This window comes from Kluyvera sp. NPDC087067 (assembly GCF_044745165.1).
Classification (GTDB): Bacteria; Pseudomonadota; Gammaproteobacteria; order Enterobacterales; family Enterobacteriaceae; genus Kluyvera.
On record NZ_JBIUZS010000001.1, the window covers coordinates 808,561 to 823,255 of the forward strand.

Annotated in this window: 18 protein-coding genes; 11 read left to right on the top strand and 7 right to left on the bottom strand. The window is 51.2% G+C overall.

Translation table 11 applies throughout. The features are described 5' to 3' along the window. Window positions 1-165: 165 nt before the first annotated feature. On the top strand, window positions 166-1,068 hold the full coding sequence (eamA, locus tag ACIPDS_RS03910; RefSeq protein ID WP_400732776.1) for an O-acetylserine/cysteine exporter: 903 nt from the start codon (window positions 166-168) through the stop codon (window positions 1,066-1,068). A gap of 30 nt (window positions 1,069-1,098) precedes the next feature. Here the strand turns inward: eamA and marB are convergent, their stop codons facing one another. Genes marB through marR form a run of 3 tightly spaced genes read right to left on the bottom strand, consistent with a single transcriptional unit; the run spans window position 1,099 to window position 2,180 of the window. After that, window positions 1,099-1,311, bottom strand: a complete 213-nt coding sequence (gene marB, locus ACIPDS_RS03915) for a multiple antibiotic resistance protein MarB (protein WP_166513873.1) — start codon at window positions 1,309-1,311, stop codon at window positions 1,099-1,101. Between the two features lie 30 nt (window positions 1,312-1,341). After that, the gene (gene marA / locus ACIPDS_RS03920; RefSeq protein WP_062773664.1) at window positions 1,342-1,725 is read right to left on the bottom strand and encodes an MDR efflux pump AcrAB transcriptional activator MarA; all 384 of its coding nucleotides are present in this window, start codon (window positions 1,723-1,725) and stop codon (window positions 1,342-1,344) included. 20 nt (window positions 1,726-1,745) lie between these two features. Then, on the bottom strand, window positions 1,746-2,180 hold the full coding sequence (gene marR, locus ACIPDS_RS03925; RefSeq protein WP_166513872.1) for a multiple antibiotic resistance transcriptional regulator MarR: 435 nt from the start codon (window positions 2,178-2,180) through the stop codon (window positions 1,746-1,748). Between the two features lie 229 nt (window positions 2,181-2,409). On the opposite strand from marR, the gene ACIPDS_RS03930 reads away from it, so the two are divergent. Then, window positions 2,410-3,078, top strand: coding sequence for a MarC family NAAT transporter (locus tag ACIPDS_RS03930; protein WP_400732782.1), 669 nt, complete (start codon window positions 2,410-2,412; stop codon window positions 3,076-3,078). 72 nt (window positions 3,079-3,150) lie between these two features. Here the strand turns inward: ACIPDS_RS03930 and ACIPDS_RS03935 are convergent, their stop codons facing one another. Further along, window positions 3,151-4,350, bottom strand: a complete 1,200-nt coding sequence (locus tag ACIPDS_RS03935) for a sugar transporter (RefSeq protein ID WP_400732784.1) — start codon at window positions 4,348-4,350, stop codon at window positions 3,151-3,153. A 192-nt stretch (window positions 4,351-4,542) separates the two neighbouring features. Between ACIPDS_RS03935 and ACIPDS_RS03940 the strand changes: the two genes are divergently transcribed. Then, window positions 4,543-5,331 carry a PhzF family phenazine biosynthesis protein gene (locus ACIPDS_RS03940; RefSeq protein ID WP_400732787.1) on the top strand — a complete coding sequence of 263 codons (789 nt, stop codon included), beginning with the start codon at window positions 4,543-4,545 and terminating at the stop codon, window positions 5,329-5,331. A gap of 30 nt (window positions 5,332-5,361) precedes the next feature. On the opposite strand, the gene ACIPDS_RS03945 is transcribed toward ACIPDS_RS03940, so the two are convergent. Next, entirely contained in the window at window positions 5,362-6,225 is an 864-nt protein-coding gene (locus ACIPDS_RS03945; protein ID WP_400732790.1) for a LysR substrate-binding domain-containing protein, read from the bottom strand. A 101-nt stretch (window positions 6,226-6,326) separates the two neighbouring features. On the opposite strand from ACIPDS_RS03945, the gene sad reads away from it, so the two are divergent. From sad to ACIPDS_RS03980, 7 genes are all read left to right on the top strand, one after another. Further along, window positions 6,327-7,715 (top strand): succinate-semialdehyde dehydrogenase, encoded by a 1,389-nt coding sequence (sad, locus tag ACIPDS_RS03950; protein WP_400733457.1) that lies wholly within the window; start codon window positions 6,327-6,329, stop codon window positions 7,713-7,715. A gap of 68 nt (window positions 7,716-7,783) precedes the next feature. After that, the gene (glsB, locus tag ACIPDS_RS03955) at window positions 7,784-8,710 is read left to right on the top strand and encodes a glutaminase B (protein ID WP_400732792.1); all 927 of its coding nucleotides are present in this window, start codon (window positions 7,784-7,786) and stop codon (window positions 8,708-8,710) included. Beyond that, complete coding sequence (locus ACIPDS_RS03960) at window positions 8,710-9,063, top strand: DUF4186 domain-containing protein (RefSeq protein WP_400732794.1); 354 nt, start codon at window positions 8,710-8,712, stop codon at window positions 9,061-9,063. Before glsB ends, ACIPDS_RS03960 begins: the two co-directional genes overlap by 1 nt. Window positions 9,064-9,234: 171 nt before the next feature. Continuing rightward, on the top strand, window positions 9,235-9,762 hold the full coding sequence (locus ACIPDS_RS03965; protein ID WP_400732796.1) for a GNAT family N-acetyltransferase: 528 nt from the start codon (window positions 9,235-9,237) through the stop codon (window positions 9,760-9,762). A 114-nt stretch (window positions 9,763-9,876) separates the two neighbouring features. Then, the gene (locus tag ACIPDS_RS03970; RefSeq protein WP_400732799.1) at window positions 9,877-11,328 is read left to right on the top strand and encodes a tagaturonate reductase; all 1,452 of its coding nucleotides are present in this window, start codon (window positions 9,877-9,879) and stop codon (window positions 11,326-11,328) included. 253 nt (window positions 11,329-11,581) lie between these two features. After that, a complete protein-coding gene (locus tag ACIPDS_RS03975; protein ID WP_400733460.1) occupies window positions 11,582-12,496 on the top strand; it encodes a bestrophin family protein in 915 nt (304 codons plus the stop codon). A gap of 10 nt (window positions 12,497-12,506) precedes the next feature. Next, window positions 12,507-12,947, top strand: a complete 441-nt coding sequence (locus ACIPDS_RS03980) for a GNAT family N-acetyltransferase (RefSeq protein ID WP_400732801.1) — start codon at window positions 12,507-12,509, stop codon at window positions 12,945-12,947. Between the two features lie 270 nt (window positions 12,948-13,217). On the opposite strand, the gene ACIPDS_RS03985 is transcribed toward ACIPDS_RS03980, so the two are convergent. Then, window positions 13,218-13,400: a hypothetical protein gene (locus ACIPDS_RS03985; protein ID WP_400732803.1), complete on the bottom strand. Its 183-nt coding sequence runs from the start codon at window positions 13,398-13,400 to the stop codon at window positions 13,218-13,220. A gap of 63 nt (window positions 13,401-13,463) precedes the next feature. Continuing rightward, window positions 13,464-13,676, bottom strand: a complete 213-nt coding sequence (locus tag ACIPDS_RS03990) for a hypothetical protein (RefSeq protein WP_400732806.1) — start codon at window positions 13,674-13,676, stop codon at window positions 13,464-13,466. Window positions 13,677-14,141: 465 nt separating this feature from the next. Between ACIPDS_RS03990 and ACIPDS_RS03995 the strand changes: the two genes are divergently transcribed. Continuing rightward, window positions 14,142-14,513, top strand: a complete 372-nt coding sequence (locus tag ACIPDS_RS03995; protein ID WP_400732809.1) for a hypothetical protein — start codon at window positions 14,142-14,144, stop codon at window positions 14,511-14,513. The last annotated feature ends 182 nt before the right edge of the window (window positions 14,514-14,695 follow it).

The window sequence follows — 14,695 nt, forward strand, 5'->3', positions numbered from 1 at the left end:
TTTTTATTATCTCTTTCACAAATATCATGCCGCAGAAGGGTTGTATAGGCGTCGCCGTGTCAGTTAATGCCATTTTCGCCTGCTAAAAATAATGATCTATTCCTGGCCTGAATTTTTCGTTACTTTGAATGTGTTTACATAAATTTAAAAAACGTTGAGGCGAGAATGACGCGTAAAGATGGGCTACTGGCATTACTGGTCGTGGTGATATGGGGACTGAACTTTGTGGTCATCAAAGTGGGCTTACACAGTATGCCGCCGCTCTTGCTGGCCGGGTTACGCTTTTTGTTTGTGGCCTTTCCTGCGCTTTTTTTCGTGCCGCGTCCCCGCGTTCCGCTCTCATTGCTTTTGGGTTATGCGCTGACGATTAGCTTTGGTCAGTTCGCATTTTTATTCTGTGCCATTAATTTTGGCATGCCCGCTGGGCTTGCTTCTCTGGTTCTGCAAGCGCAAGCGTTCTTCACGATTATTCTCGGCGCGTTTGTCTTTGGCGAGCGACTGCAGCGCAAACAGCTGGTGGGAATTTCTCTCGCGGTGGTGGGTGTCCTGGTGTTGGTGGAAACCAGCATGGGCGGCCAAAACGTTAAGCTCCTCGGCTTTATGCTGACGCTGGGAGCGGCGCTGTGCTGGGCGTGTGGGAATATCTTTAATAAAAAAATCATGCTTCATCCCTCCAGAACCGGCGTGATGTCGCTGGTGGTGTGGAGTGCGCTGCTGCCGATTATTCCCTTTATGCTCAGCTCGTGGATTTTTGAAGGCCCGCAAATCATGGCGCAAAGCCTGATTCACATTAATCTCTCAACGGTACTGTCGCTGGCCTATTTGTCCTTTATGGCGAGTATTGTCGGGTATGGTATTTGGGGTTCGCTGCTGGGCCGTTATGAAACCTGGCGGGTGGCGCCGCTTTCTTTACTGGTGCCGGTGGTAGGGTTGGCAAGCGCTGCGCTGCTGCTCGATGAGACATTGTCACTACTGCAGCTTGCTGGAGCACTGCTTATCATGGCTGGGCTTTTGATTAACGTCTTTGGGTTTCGTTTCCCGGGCATGCGGCGGGTGGTTAAGGGATAAAAAAAGCCCCGCATAAGCGGGGCAATATTGTTAGCGATTGTTGTCGTTGTAATAGGCGACACCCAACTCATCTGACTTATCGCTACCGGCGGCCATGTGATTAAAATCAAATGGCGCCTGGTTACTGGCCGATGGCATCAGCATAGTCTGCTGGGTATGAGTTTGTGCTGGAAGTTGCTCCGCGTAACTCGACAATGAGGCCATCGCCAGCAGGGCGATAGCAACGGAAGCGAACAGTTTCATTATTTCCTCGATACGTCTTTTTGCAGGCGATTAACAAACACAGTGATCAATGGGATGCAGGTAGCGGGATTCTCCGCGCATATTGGTGACGCGATACTTGTGCGGCGGCACGTCGAAATAGTTTTTAAACGTACGCGTCAGCGTCTGTTGTGATTCGAAACCATAACGCTCTGCCAGATAGAGAATCGGCTCGTTGCTCTCTTTTAATTTCTGGGCGATTTCCGTCAGCTTACGGGTGCGGATATATTGGCCTAATGAATGACCGGTCTCTTTTTTGAACATCCGCTGCAGGTGCCATTTGGAATAACCAGAACGCTCGGACACTTTCTCAAGTGACAGCGGGGATTCCAGGTTATCTTCAATCCAGCCCAAAATGCTATGAATTGTAATAGCGTCGGTGTTGCGTCTGGACATCGTCTTACCTCTTCTTCTGTTTACGGCAATATTTTTTTAAGGAGAAGTTCGAGTGTTTCAACTTCATTTGCCGTTAAGTTTTTTGTTAATTCCTGGTGCAGGTTTTGCCCAACGAGCTGATGACATTGCTCACATATCGCCGCGCCTTCGGGTGTTAGCTGAATCAATACACCACGCTTATCGTTTGGATTAGGTAACCGGGCAATCCAGCCCCGACATAACAAACGATCCAGCATGCGAGTGAGTGCGCCTAAATCCACCGACAGGTTTTTCTTCAGCTCCACCGGGGTGATACTTCCCTGGCAGCGAATTGAGCACAGAACCCGGAACTGCGAGGCGGTAATGTCTTCAGGCGATAAATGCTCGTTGAGTAAGCGATCTTTTTTCTGGTTAACCATGTGAATTAAATGCCCAAGTGGAATCATTTCATTGAAGAGATTGCTTGTGCTGTTCACAATGGTTGCCCTGGCAAGTACTTTAGTTGCTGAGGATATTATTTCTCGCGCAATCATAAGTCAACTGAATGGATCATGAGATGCCACGAATTGCTAAAACGCGTCGGGTGGCGGTAAATAGGATATCCTTTACTTAGCCGTTTTAGAGCAAGCGATACGGTGCCCAATGGGTAGACTCGGGTAAATATCACGTATTTTTTCGTTAAACAGACAGGATTTTTGAGCGCTTATGAAGGAACTTTTTCAAGCAATAGGGCTTGGGCTGGTGGTATTACTGCCGCTGGCGAACCCGCTAACGACCGTCGCCTTGTTCCTCGGACTTTCGGGAAACATGAACAGCGCCGAGCGAAACAGACAATCGCTGATGGCGTCCGTTTATGTGTTCGCGATCATGATGGTGGCCTATTACGCGGGCCAGGTGGTAATGAATACATTTGGCATATCAATACCTGGCCTCCGTATAGCCGGGGGGCTTATCGTCGCCTTTATCGGTTTCCGCATGCTTTTCCCGCAGCAGAAGGCGCATGAGTCGCTGGAAGCGCAAAGTAAGTCTGAAGAGTTAAAAGAAGAACCTACGGCCAATATTGCCTTTGTGCCGCTCGCGATGCCAAGCACCGCAGGCCCGGGGACGATAGCGATGATTATTAGTTCAGCGTCAACGGTAAAACACGGCGCTAACTTCCCGGAGTGGGTGGTGATGGTCGCGCCACCGATTATTTTTGCGCTCGTTGGCATCATTCTGTGGGGCTGTTTGCGAAGTTCCGGGGCGATTATGCGCCTGGTCGGCAAGGGAGGAATTGAGGCTATTTCCCGCCTGATGGGCTTCCTGCTGGTGTGTATGGGCGTGCAGTTTATTATCAATGGCGTGCTGGAGATTATTTCAACCTATCACGCATGACATTCCCCGGGGTCGGCTACGCCTCGCCCGGGCTACAGTAACCCGGCGAAGCGCAGCACCGCCGGGAACCTTTTAATGTTGCTGCGCCTGTGCGTCTAAGGACGCATCAGGCCAGCGGCGGAAAATCACCACCGACCAGACAAGCGCGGCGAGCGCAGGTATCGCGCCCACATAACCAATCGACGACATCGACAGATGCGTACTTATCTGGCTGCCCAGTAATGCTCCCGCACCAATCCCGATATTAAAAATTCCCGAAAACAGCGACATCGCCACGTCAGTCGCATCCGGTGCCAGGGCAAGCACCTTAACCTGCATCCCCAGTCCAATCACCATGATCGCCATTCCCCAGAAGATGCTGAGGATAGCCAGATGAGTGACATCCTGCGCGGCGGGAAGCAGTAATAACAAGCAGGCCAGCAGCAGGCCGATAGCGCCGCTGATTAACCCGGAAGCATGTTTGTTGCCAAGCTTACCGAATATCACGCTACCAATAATGCCGGCACCGCCGAGAATCAGCAGCAGAACGGTGGCGACGTTGCCGCTAAGCCCGGCAACGGTCTGCACGAACGGCTCTATATAGCTGTAGGCGGTGTAATGCGCGGTCACCACCACAACGGTCAGCAGGTAGATACTCAATAACGCCGGACGGCGAAACAGGACCGGCAGGCTTTTTAGTGAACCTGAATGTTCGCTTGGCAGACGCGGCAGCAGTTTTACCAGCGCTAGCAGGGTAATCAGCGCGCCTACGCCAATGGCGAAGAAGGTTGTGCGCCAGCCGAAGTACTGCCCGACAACGCGACCAATAGGGATGCCAAATACCATTGCCAGCGCGGTACCGGTGGCGAGTAAACTCAGGGCCTGAGCGCGCTTACCGGCCGGGGCCATACGAATAGCCAGTGACGCGGTAATCGACCAGAACACCGCGTGAGCGAAAGCAATGCCGATGCGGCTTATTACCAGTACGGTAAAGTTCCACGCCAGAAACGACAGCACGTGGCTTGCGATAAATAAGATGAACAGCCCAATCAGCAGCTTGCGTCGCTCCATCTGGCTGGTCAGTAGCATAAAGGGCAGTGACATCAACGCCACAACCCAGGCATAGATGGTCAACATGATGCCCACTTCGGCGGTTTTCATGCCAAAGCTGTTAGCGATATCCGAGAGTAAACCTACCGGTACGAATTCAGTGGTATTAAAAATAAAGGCGGCGATAGCCAACGTGACGACCCGAAGCCACGCGACCCGACGAGAAACGGTATTTGTTGTCATATAAAAGAACCGGGGGGTAAACGAGCGTAATGAACGATCTTAAGGCTATTAACGCTGCAAATACAATCATTATGTGATCTGCATCCCGTTTTTATATCTGTGACAACGTCACGTATAACGCGCATAAGAAGCTTGTCGCTGTGGGGTTTTTATGTCAGTTTGCCTGAAAGCAAATTGAGGGTTGAACGCGATATGCACGAGATTGATTTTTATATGGTTGATGCCTTTAGCCGGAATGCTTTTGGCGGTAATGCGGCGGCGGTTTGTATTCTGAACGACTGGCTACCCGACGAAACGCTGCTCAGCATGGCCCGCCAGCATAATCAGTCCGAAACGGCTTTTCTGGTGAAGCGGGAAGGTGACTTCGCGCTACGCTGGTTCACGACGCGAAATGAGGTCAATCTTTGCGGACATGCCACGCTTGCCAGCGCGCACGTCGTGTTCAATCATCTCAACTATCCACACGCCCGCATCCATTTTGATACGCTCTCCGGGCGTCTGACCGTGACGCGCAACGGGGAATGGATGACCCTGGATTTCCCCGCCTGTAGCACTAAAATGGCGACACCGCCGCCGGAGATGCTACGCGCATTGGGTATCAACAGTTATCTTAGTGCACATAAAGGTCGCGCGTGGGTAATTGAACTAGAAAACCGTCAACAGGTTGAGGCTCTAACGCCGGATATCGGCGCAATGATACCCGGTGAGCATAAAGTTTCGGTGACCGCCAGAGGCGACGGTGAGTATGATTTTGTCAGCCGTTTCTTCTCGCCGGGGGAAGCCGTCTGGGAGGATCCGGTCACCGGTTCCGCGCACACCATGCTGATTCCGTACTGGGTAACAAAACTGGGTAAAACGCAGATGCTGGCTCGGCAGGTCTCGGCGCGCGGTGGGGATATCCGCTGTGAATGGGCAGGCGATAGGGTGCTGATGAGCGGCACGGCGAGAACCTATTTGCAGGGCAAAGTGTGGCTGGAATAGCGGGCACTTGACCCGCATCGCATCTTATGATCAAGCCACCGGCTCATCCAGCAGCGCAATAAACGCTTCCAGCTGGCGGCTCATGGCCCCACGCCGCCACACAAGCCAGGTGGTTAGCCAGCGCCATTTCTCCGTCAGCGGCCAGGCCGAAACCTGATGATGCCCGGGCATACTTTCCAGCATACTGCGTGGGATCAGCGCCAGCCCGGCGCCCGCAACGACGCAGGCAAGCATGCCGTGGTAGGACTCCATCTCATGGATCCGACCCGGCGTCGCTTTATCCGCATGGAACCAGCTTTCAAAATGACGGCGATAGGAGCAGTTGGCGCGAAAGGCATAAATACTGACGCCGTTCACCTCGCTTGCGCGGGTGATTGGTGGATGCCCCAGTGCCGCGACAATCATCATCTCTTCTGGATAGACCGGGATCCCATCGAGACCTGGATGCATCACCGGCCCGTCAATAAACGCGGCGCTAAGCCTGCCCTCGAGGACACCATCGGTCATGGTACCTGACGGCCCGGTGGCTAAATCGAACTGGATGCGTGGGTAAAGCTGGTTATAGCGCGCCAGCGTCTGTGGAATGCGCACGGCCGCGGTACTCTCCAGCGCGCCGAGCGCAAATAAACCCTGCGGTTCATCCCCGGCAACCACCATGCGAGCTTCATCGACCAGGGCCAGGATCTGCTGGCTATAGCGTAGAAAGCTGTGTCCGGCAGGCGACAGACGCAGGCGCTGGTTTTCACGAATAAAGAGATCGACGCCGAGGTCGGCCTCCAGTTGACGGATGCGTGTGGTGAGATTTGACGGAACGCGATGCACCTTCTGTGCCGCCTGCGTAATACTGCCCGTCTGGGCGACGGCGTTAAACATTTCCAGTTGCGTTAGATCCATGCCTTTCTCATTTTGTGAATGGTGAGCTTAATATTATTCAGTTTTCATAAACGAGAGAATAGGTCAGGATGACACCACTTCGCAATCGACGAGAGAGAAATATTATGAATTCACCTGCAACCCATGCCATCTCAGTAAATCCTGCTAACGGTGAAACGATCGCTTCGTTACCGTGGGCGACCGCCGCAGAGGTTGACGCGGCGATGACTCTGGCGCAAAACGCTTTTCGCAAGTGGCGTAAAACCCCCGTCACTGAGCGAGCCGATGCGCTACGTGCTATTGGTCGCGTCCTGCGTGAGCGGGCTGAAGAGATGGCGCAATGTATCACCCGTGAAATGGGTAAACCCATTAATCAGGCGCGCGGTGAAGTGAATAAATCAGCCCATCTGTGCGATTGGTATGCGGAGCACGGCCCTAAGATGCTGGCAACCGAAGCCACCCAGGTTGAGAATAACCAGGCGGTGATAGAGTATCGTCCGCTCGGCCCGGTGCTGGCGGTAATGCCGTGGAATTTCCCACTGTGGCAGGTGCTGCGCGGTGCGGTGCCAATTATGCTGGCGGGCAACAGCTATATTCTGAAACACGCGCCGAACGTGATGGGCTGCGCCACGTTGATTGGCGAGATCATCACTCAGGCAGGGATTCCGTCAGGACTCTTTAACGTGGTGAATGCCACTAATGACGGGGTTTCGCAGATGATCGACGATCCACGTGTAGCGGCGGTCACCGTGACCGGTAGCGTGCGCGCCGGGAAAGCGATTGGTGCGCAGGCCGGAGCGGCCCTTAAAAAATGCGTGCTGGAGCTGGGCGGTTCCGATCCTTTCATTGTTCTCAACGATGCCGATATTGACATGGCGGTGCAGGCTGCGGTGATTGGGCGCTATCAGAACACCGGGCAGGTATGTGCAGCCGCGAAGCGTTTTATCGTTGAAGCGGGCGTTGCCGAGCAGTTTACGGCAAAGTTTGTCGCCGCGACTGCTGCGCTGAAAATGGGCGATCCTCGCGATGAGAACAATTATCTAGGGCCGATGGCGCGTTTTGATTTGCGCGATGAATTGCACGCTCAGGTGATGGCGACGGTAAAAGAGGGCGCCACCTTACTGTTAGGCGGAGAAAAGTCTCACGGTGAGGGCAACTACTATCCGGCCACCATCCTGGCGAACGTTTCGCCTGACATGACGGCGTTCCGCCAGGAGATGTTTGGCCCGGTAGCGGCAATCAGCATTGCGCGTGATGCTGAACATGCGTTAGCGCTCGCCAATGACAGCGAATTCGGGCTCTCTGCCACGGTGTTTACTGCCGATACTGAAACGGCCCAACGTTTTGCTGATGAATTAGAGTGTGGCGGCGTATTCATCAATGGCTATAGCGCCAGCGATGCCCGTGTGGCCTTTGGCGGCGTGAAGAAAAGTGGTTTTGGCCGTGAATTATCGCATTTCGGACTGCGTGAGTTCTGTAACGTGCAGACCGTGTGGAAAGATCGTCACTAAGCAAAACACGTAGCCGTTGCGCTCTGCTATAATCCCTGGCCGAAAGCGCCTATGGGCAAGGAGTGTAAGTGGCTACGGTTATTAATAATGCCATGCTGACGTCGATTCTTGACGACGTCCGACCGTTGATTGGGCAAGGTAAGGTGGCGGATTATATTCCGGCGCTCGCCTGTGTTAGCGGCAAAAAACTGGGGATCGCTATCAGCACCGTGGACGGGCAGCATTTTTGCGCCGGCGATGCTGAGGAACGATTCTCGATTCAGTCAATTTCAAAAGTCCTGAGTCTGGTGGTGGCGATGAATCACTATCAGGCTGAGGAGATCTGGTCTCGGGTAGGGAAAGATCCTTCCGGTCAGCCGTTCAATTCTCTTCTGCAATTAGAAATGGAGCAGGGCATTCCGCGTAATCCGTTTATCAATGCCGGGGCACTGGTGGTTTGTGACATGCTGCAAGGGCGTTTAAGCGCACCGCGTCAGCGAATGCTGGAGATCGTGCGTAAACTGAGCGGTGTGGACGATATCGGCTACGATATGGCCGTGGCGCGCTCTGAGTTTGAACACTCTGCACGTAATGCGGCGATCGCCTGGTTGATGAAATCTTTTGGAAACTTTCATCACGATGTGACGACCGTACTGCAAAACTATTTCCATTACTGCGCGTTAAAGATGAACTGCGTTGAGCTGGCGCAAACCTTTTTATTCCTCGCCAATCAGGGGCTGGCTGAGCATCTTGATAACCCGGTTATTTCGCCGATGCAGACGCGTCAGGTTAACGCGCTGATGGCAACCAGTGGCATGTATCAGAATGCCGGAGAGTTTGCCTGGCGCGTTGGCTTGCCGGCTAAATCGGGTGTGGGCGGCGGTGTAGTGGCGATTGTGCCACATGAAATGGCGATTGCGGTCTGGAGCCCGGAACTCGATGAGACCGGGAACTCGTTAGCCGGGGTCGCGGTGCTCGAGAAACTCACGCAAAAAATAGGACGTTCAGTCTACTGATGGACACTCTGGAAAATCTCTTCTCACGCTTGCAGCGCTCGACGTTTCGCAGCCGGTTTCGGCTTGGCGTTAAAGAGCGGCAGTACTGCCTCGATAAAGGGGCGGAGGTGATTGACAGCCATGCGGCGGATTTTGTCGCCGCTCGTCTCGCCCCGGCGTTACCTGTTAATGATGGTAAGCAGACGCCGATGCGCGGTCATCCGGTCTTTATTGCCCAGCATGCGACGGCAACCTGTTGTCGTGGCTGTCTGGCGAAATGGCATCATATTCCGCAAGGTCAGGCGCTAAGCGAGGCCCAGCAGCAGTATATCGTTCGCGTTATTCATCATTGGTTGGTTATCCAGATGAACTAATGCTCACATGTGTTGAGCATCCTCTGAGATGCTCTCTATGCGGTAAGCTTGATGCAGCAGATTGGCTTCAGGTGCTGGCCCCACGGAAACATATGAAAACACTATGACCTCGTCAGTTGTGTTATTAAATAGTTAACGTGATAGTAGTTTCCTCATTCTGTGGAGACGAAAATGAACCCTTCTTTTACCCTGCACAATTTTTCAGCTAGCGAGATTCTGGCTAATCTGGATGCTTTGGCTGAGGTACTAAGTCACTGTGTCCATGGCGGCGCATCGGTGAGTTTTATGCTGCCATTTTCTACTGAATCCGCGTTGGCATTCTGGCGACGTACGGCTGAAAGTACAGCCCGTCATGAGCGAGTCGTGCTGGTGGCGAAAGATGCCGGGCAGCGGATTGTGGGTACGGTGCAGATGGTTATCGATCAGCCTGAAAACCAGCCGCATCGTGCTGATGTCGCCAAACTGTTGGTGCATGAGAGTGCGCGACGTAAAGGCGTTGCCCGCGCACTGATGCAGCGGCTGGAAGAGGTGGCCATAGATACCCATAAAACGGTGTTGGTGCTCGATACTGCCACCGGGAGTGGCGCTGAACAGTTCTATCATCAGTGCGGCTGGCACAAATCAGGTGAGATCCCTCGCTATGCGTTAATGCCGGATGGCGAGTTAACGGCGACCTCTATTTTTTACAAATTCTTATAGGCTCGCTATTTATTGTCTCACTCTTGATCAAAACAGGGTTTCATAAGCGGAAAATCTGATAAGTTATTAGACCAATTTAGCGGGCTGTATGACTAATCCAGAAAGGAACCCATTGTGAAAACACTGAACCGCCATGATTTCCCCGGTGCCCAATACCCTGAACGTATTATCCAGTTTGGTGAAGGCAACTTCTTGCGCGCCTTTGTTGACTGGCAGATCGATCTGCTGAACGAGAAAACCGACCTCAATTCCGGTGTGGTCGTCGTGCGCCCAATCGCGAGCGACTTCCCGCCGTCACTCAGCACTCAGGATGGTCTTTACACCACGATTATTCGTGGTCTGAATGAGAAAGGTGAGGCAGTGAGTGAGGCTCGCCTGATCCGTTCTGTAAACCGTGAAATCAGTGCATACAGTGATTACGCTGAATTCCTGAAGCTGGCGCACAACCCAGAGATGCGTTTTGTCTTTTCTAATACCACCGAAGCGGGTATCAGCTACCATGCGGGTGACAAATTCGACGATGCCCCAGCGGTAAGCTATCCGGCAAAATTGACCCGTCTGCTGTTCGAGCGTTTTAGCCATTTCAATGGTGCTAAAGATAAAGGCTGGATAATCATTCCATGTGAATTGATTGACTATAACGGTGAAGCGCTGCAAGAACTGGTCGTTCGTTACGCGACTGAGTGGGCATTACCAGCAGAATTCATGACCTGGTTGAATGAATCCAACGCTTTCTGTTCCACGCTGGTGGACCGTATCGTGACAGGTTACCCGCGCGATGAAGCGGCAAACCTGGAAGCCGAATTGGGCTATAAAGATGGTTTCCTCGATACCGCGGAACATTTCTATCTGTTTGTTATCCAGGGGCCTAAATCACTGGCAAGCGAGCTGCGTCTGGATAAACTGGCGCTTAACGTGCTGATTGTTGACGACATCAAACCGTACAAAGAACGTAAAGTGGCCATTCTCAATGGTGCCCATACCGCGCTGGTGCCGGTGGCGTTCCAGGCGGGGATTGATACCGTTGGTGACGCGATGAATGACGCCGAAATTTGCGCGTTCGTTGAGAAAGCGATTTATCAGGAGATCATTCCGGTATTGGATCTGCCAAAAGATGAACTCGAATCTTTTGCCAGCGCAGTCACCGGACGTTTCCGTAACCCGTACATCAAACACCAATTGCTGTCTATTTCTCTGAACGGCATGACGAAGTTCCGTACCCGTATCCTGCCGCAGCTGCTGGCAGGGCAGAAGACTAGCGGCAAACTGCCGGCACGTTTGACATTTGCTTTGGCGGCGCTGATTGCCTTCTATCGCGGTGAGCGCAACGGTGAGTCTTATCCAGTACAGGATGATGCGCACTGGATTGAGCGCTTCCAGATGTTGTGGTCACAGCATCACGACAATGTTATCAGCACCACCGAGCTGGTGACTGCGGTGCTGAGCGTCAGCGAACACTGGGAACAAGATCTCACACAGGTTTCGGGATTGGTCGAACAGGTTTCTGCTGACCTTGATGCCATTCTGACCCAAGGGATGCGTCAAGCCGTTAAGCCACTGTGCTAATGGTTTAATCATCTAAGTGAACCCGGCTGCGGCCGGGTTTATTGTTTCCAGATCATCAACAAAACATATTGTGCCCTTAATTAGTTACAACATACATATAGAGTGTTTCCAATATCCCAATGAAACATTGTGCAAATACGCTTTTCTGGCATCTGGATAGGGCATCAAGTCTATCATCCACGCGCCTGCCATGCTTGAATACATGATGAAGATCACGTTTAATACACAACTCGTTAACCAGATTGAAAAAAACATGATCGTTCGTCCTCACCAACATTGGTTGGCCCGCATTTTCGTATGGCATGGCTCGGTACTGCCAAAGATTTTCTCCCGCTTATTGCTCAATTTCCTGCTGTCGATAGTGGTTATTCTGATCCTGCCCTGGTACTCATCGCTGGGTTTTAAGCTCACTGTTGCACCCTTTAGTATTCTTGGCGTGGCTATCGCCATCTTTCTTGGTTTTCGCAACAATGCTTGTTACTCCCGTTATGTCGAGGCAAGGCAGCTATGGGGGCAATTGATGATTGCGTCGCGCTCGCTGCTGCGCGAGGTGAAAAATACGCTGCGTGACGACGCGCATCTTAGTGAATTTGTGAATCTGCAAATCGCTTTTGCGCACTGCCTGCGTCTGACGCTACGACGCCAGCCGACGCGCGCAGTGATGGAAAAATACCTCTGCGAAGAACATCTGTCACAGGTCATGGCGGCACAATCACCGGCAAACCGCATATTGTTGATCATGGGTGACTGGCTGGCTGATAGACGGCGGGGCGGAGAACTGTCGGATATTCTATATCACAGCCTGAACATCCGGCTTAACGACATGTCTGTTGTGCTGGCAGGCTGTGAACGCATCGCCAATACGCCGGTGCCGTTTGCATACTCATTGATACTGCATCGTACGGTGTATCTGTTTTGCATCATGCTACCGTTTGCCCTGGTGGTGGATTTACATTACATGACGCCGTTTATCTCGGTACTGATTTCCTACACCTTCATCTCCCTGGATACGCTTGCTGAAGAGCTTGAAGAACCTTTTGGTCTGGAAAATAATGACTTACCTTTAGATGCTATCTGTAATGCCATTGAGATTGATTTGCTGCAAATGAATGATGCGTCGCAGATCCCCGCTCGCATTACCCCCGATAAGTACTACCAACTCAGCTAAGAGGTGTGCCGTGGTCGTGACATTTCGTTCACTGGAAGCAGAAGATAAGACGCAGTGGCTGACGCTCTGGAAAGGGTATAACGATTTTTACGCGAGTGATTTATCTGAGGAAGTGACGGAGTACACCTGGGCACGGCTTATCGACCCAGGCTCGTCTATGTTTTGTCGTGTTGCTGTGCTGGACGGCGCGGTTGTCGGTTTTGCACATTGCGTTCTGCATGAAGGAACCTGGGTCACATCACCAATATGCTACCTGGAGGATTTGTTCGTAGACCCCGTCTGGCGTGGTAAGGGCGTTGCCCGTGAGCTCATACAATTTGTGCTAAATGAAGCCAAAGCACAAGGATGGTCACGCTTCTACTGGCATACTCGTATTCATAACCCGGCACGTAAGCTTTATGATGAATTTGTCCCAGCCGATGATTTCGTACGATACTGTGTTAGTCTCTAAGGACTGACGCTGAATAAATCATTAAGGTTTTCCGTGTTTAATGGTTTTACCGACATAGGGAGAATCAAAATGGAAAAGAGAATAGAAACGGCCGTTAACATTATTGTCTTTATCTCGCTGTTTGCGACGGCCTGGGATTTATCGCTAGTACAAGCCTTTAACTGGTAAGCGCCAACCGGGCGCAGAGAAGTGCTGCGCCTTTGAGCTTGTCTTATTCTGCTGCTTTTCCCCTCTTTACCTCCTCGACAATTTTCCGTATTCATGCTGTGCCTATCCCCGGTGAAAGCCGTGGGCGCTACGGTTCCAGATATCTAAGTCATGATGGGTGTCGTAGTCGTTCGTGCCAATCAGGTAACCGTTGAGCAGGATGTGGTGATACAGCAGCGTGTAGGCCACCATGCCTTTATCGTGGCCTAAGTATTTACGTGAATGTCGGCCTTTACTGTCGACCATTCAGTGCCAAACTTCTTCCCGTCAACGGTACCTTCGGATCAAAGAACGTCCGTTGAACTAAATTTAGAGATTGCTACGCGTGAACGTTAACTCTAGCGGATTGAACAGATTACGGAAGAAGGTGTCCACCTTTTTGATGTTACTGATATCGTTTTCCGTCAGGGTGCCGTTCTTAAGGCGAGCGATCATCCCCGTATTAATTTCTTTCATAGCCGCAATATTATCGCCATGGCGAGCAACGTTAGCGCTGTCTTTTTCCAACTGCTGGGCGGTCATCTGAATGCTGTCGACGGCATTATGGAAGAAATTGCTGGCGCTCAGAATGATTCAATAAAACGACTTTTTTAGTCATAGGCTGCATGGTTGGTGTCTTAGGAAAACTAAAGCGTCTTTTTAGTTATGAATAGTCCAGAGGCATGTCCTAAAGCTCTGGCTCTTCTTTAACAACCATTGCTCCCAGCTCAGCGTTCTGTTCCTTAAGTCCATCCAATACCTGTTGATGTGAGCATAAAACGGGGGCTGCCCCTCAGTGGAACGAAAACTCACGTTAAGCATTTTTTTGACCAATGAACGAATGCTTGCCTTGAAGGACAGCTCGCTGAGCTGGAATATGCAGGAGTAATCCATATGGAACGGCCTTTTAGCTAACGGCAATTAACCAAAGTCGTTTTTTGAAAGACGAAAAACTATTAACATGCTCTTATATTCTCACGTTTCTTTTGCCATGCGAGATATATAAAAATGAACATTTCAAGTCTTTTCCGTTCCACACCGGTTGCAAAGCTGCCTTCTTATACAAGTTCGGAAGTTAGCCATTCTGCGAGAAAATTTATTAATAATCTGAAAGGCATTAAAAATACGGCGGAGACTAAAGGGAGTAAAGTTTCATCCATGTATTATAAAACCGAAAATTATGCTAGCAAGTTAGTAAAAAGTGCCGAGAAGGGAAGTATTAAAGATACGCTGAAAAATGTAAGTAAATTACAAAAACATTCAGATAATTTATTTTTCGCAACAGGTAGTCCATTTACTAGAAGTGCCATTGACGCAGCAAAAGCGGAACGAGCAAATATTGCAACGGCACTGTTGAATAACAAACTCTCTTTACGGTAACTGCAGCACTATCCTGCAAATCTATTTAGCATTGTCACGGGACTAGTTTTAGTGAACCTTGATGTTAACCTTGCCTCATGCCAACAAATTTATTGCGCTAAATTGCGTTGTTTGAGATGAGTGTAAGGTTTCATCTTTTAAAATTTTACAACCCGTGACACTAGCAATACGGAGTTGCCGGG

Bases quoted from the DNA above. Each gene is read 5' to 3' on its own strand.
- ACIPDS_RS03985 (WP_400732803.1), bottom strand. From the start codon at position 13,400: ATGGTCGACAGTAAAGGCCGACATTCACGTAAATACTTAGGCCACGAT.
- marB (WP_166513873.1), bottom strand. From the start codon at position 1,311: ATGAAACTGTTCGCTTCCGTTGCTATCGCCCTGCTGGCGATGGCCTCA.
- ACIPDS_RS03930 (WP_400732782.1), top strand. From the start codon at position 2,410: ATGAAGGAACTTTTTCAAGCAATAGGGCTTGGGCTGGTGGTATTACTG.
- ACIPDS_RS03940 (WP_400732787.1), top strand. From the start codon at position 4,543: ATGCACGAGATTGATTTTTATATGGTTGATGCCTTTAGCCGGAATGCT.
- marA (WP_062773664.1), bottom strand. From the start codon at position 1,725: ATGTCCAGACGCAACACCGACGCTATTACAATTCATAGCATTTTGGGC.
- ACIPDS_RS03965 (WP_400732796.1), top strand. From the start codon at position 9,235: ATGAACCCTTCTTTTACCCTGCACAATTTTTCAGCTAGCGAGATTCTG.
- ACIPDS_RS03990 (WP_400732806.1), bottom strand. From the start codon at position 13,676: ATGACCGCCCAGCAGTTGGAAAAAGACAGCGCTAACGTTGCTCGCCAT.
- ACIPDS_RS03960 (WP_400732794.1), top strand. From the start codon at position 8,710: ATGGACACTCTGGAAAATCTCTTCTCACGCTTGCAGCGCTCGACGTTT.
- ACIPDS_RS03935 (WP_400732784.1), bottom strand. From the start codon at position 4,350: ATGACAACAAATACCGTTTCTCGTCGGGTCGCGTGGCTTCGGGTCGTC.
- ACIPDS_RS03945 (WP_400732790.1), bottom strand. From the start codon at position 6,225: ATGGATCTAACGCAACTGGAAATGTTTAACGCCGTCGCCCAGACGGGC.
- eamA (WP_400732776.1), top strand. From the start codon at position 166: ATGACGCGTAAAGATGGGCTACTGGCATTACTGGTCGTGGTGATATGG.
- ACIPDS_RS03975 (WP_400733460.1), top strand. From the start codon at position 11,582: ATGATCGTTCGTCCTCACCAACATTGGTTGGCCCGCATTTTCGTATGG.
- ACIPDS_RS03995 (WP_400732809.1), top strand. From the start codon at position 14,142: ATGAACATTTCAAGTCTTTTCCGTTCCACACCGGTTGCAAAGCTGCCT.